We start from the raw sequence: 1,641 nt of genomic DNA, 5'->3' as shown, positions 1-1,641 counted from the left end.
TTAAATACTTCTTCTTCTTTAATAGAGAAAATATCTAATAATACAGCTCAAAATGAGATAGTGTTTACAAAGGAAGAAGAAGAATATATCAAACATATCTATTCTGTATTAAAAGATAAATTAATTACTTCACAGATCTTTACTACAGACAATCAAATTAATGAAGCGATAAAATTAATACTGAAAAAAGATATCTTTTATTTTGATGAAGTGGATATTGAGCAAGCAATCATTCACTATAAACAAAAATGTATGCAACAATATATAGCTATTCCTCCCCTTTTCTTTGCAAATGGTTTTGAAATTTGTTTGAATTTAAGACATTCTTCTTCAATTGCTGTTAAAGAGTCTGAAAGAATTCTAGCTGAAAAGCCAACGTTTAATAATTACAGTAATTTTCAAAATGAAAAAGGAGAATATAATGGATTAGAAGTATTTAAAAGAATATTAGAAAGTTAAATTCATAATATGAAGCTTGTAAATTTAGCAAGCTTCATTTTTTTAAAACTTTTTATCGAATAATATATATTCACTATACATTCAATATATATTATGGTATAATGTAATTAACCAAGTAAGTAACATAAAGAAAAGGAGTGTTGGAAATGGACAAATCGCAAAGATCACACAATTCTTGGTCAGCGAAGCAATTTAAAAGAAGTTTCGAAAAGGGAACAATCAATTTTGATCATCCAATTCAAAGAAGGGAAGAACAATGGGATCATGAAAGAATGTCGTTGTTAATCCATTCAATGGCGGAATGTTATCCAGTTCCACAAGTATATGCTGTAAAGAAAGATGGAATTTACAGTGTATTAGATGGAAAACAAAGATTGACTACAGCTTTTAAATTTTTAGACAATGGTTTTGCGCTACATGAAGCAACGCCTGATGTAAACGGGGTTGAAGTAGCTGGCCTTACATTTGATGAACTACCAGAAGAAATTCAAGATGATGTAAAAGATTATCATTTTAGTATTATCTCATTTGAAAATATTACTTTTGAAGAAATTGAAGAAATTTTCTTTAGATTAAATTCTGGAATGCCACTTTCTAATATTCAAAAAGCCAAAGCGAAATTAGGAATTGAACTTTCCGAAAAAATGGGAACGCTAGTTTCACACGCACTGTTCCAAGATAAAATTAAATTTACTAACAATCAAGTAAAGAAAGAAGAAGATTTAAAAGTTATTTCTGAATTTATTATGCTATATGATGACGAATATGAAATGACTAATGCTGGTTTTACTCCGACAGAAGTAACAAAATATGTAGGTGGTTTAAGAGCGCGACCAGAACAAACAGAAGAGTTTATTAATGTATGTCAAAAAGTTTTTGATGCTCTTGATAAAATTATTGATGAACCAAACAAACAGTTTTTAAAACCAACAAATTTACCAATGTTATTCAATGTAACAAGATATGCTCTTGAAAACAAAGTTTCACCTGTTACATTTAAGAATTGGTATGATGAATTCACAGAAGAATTAAAAGTGAAAAATGAAGATGAACAAACTAAGTGGGTTAAACAATATAAATCCTTTGGTGGTAATGGATCTAAAAAACCAGAAAAGATTAAAGGAAGGGTTACTACACTTGTAGATTCATTGAAAGATTTTGTAAAAACAAATGGTCAACAAA

At 28.5% G+C, this 1,641-nt stretch carries 2 protein-coding genes; both read left to right on the top strand.

Going from position 1 to position 1,641, the window contains the following annotated elements:
• The coding region (locus tag MR107_RS29825) for a hypothetical protein (protein WP_242293134.1) at positions 1–459 on the top strand (459 nt) is incomplete at its 5' end.
• A gap of 146 nt (positions 460–605) precedes the next feature.
• Positions 606–1,641, top strand: a 1,036-nt coding sequence (locus MR107_RS29820) for a GmrSD restriction endonuclease domain-containing protein (protein WP_242293133.1), incomplete at its 3' end; no start/stop codon positions are given.

Origin of the sequence: Bacillus cereus group sp. BfR-BA-01441 (assembly GCF_022663075.1) — a bacterium.
Classification (GTDB): domain Bacteria; phylum Bacillota; class Bacilli; order Bacillales; family Bacillaceae_G; genus Bacillus_A; species Bacillus_A cereus.
The sequence above is the reverse complement of the archived record's forward strand: the minus strand, read 5'-3'. Positions and strand labels throughout refer to the sequence as shown.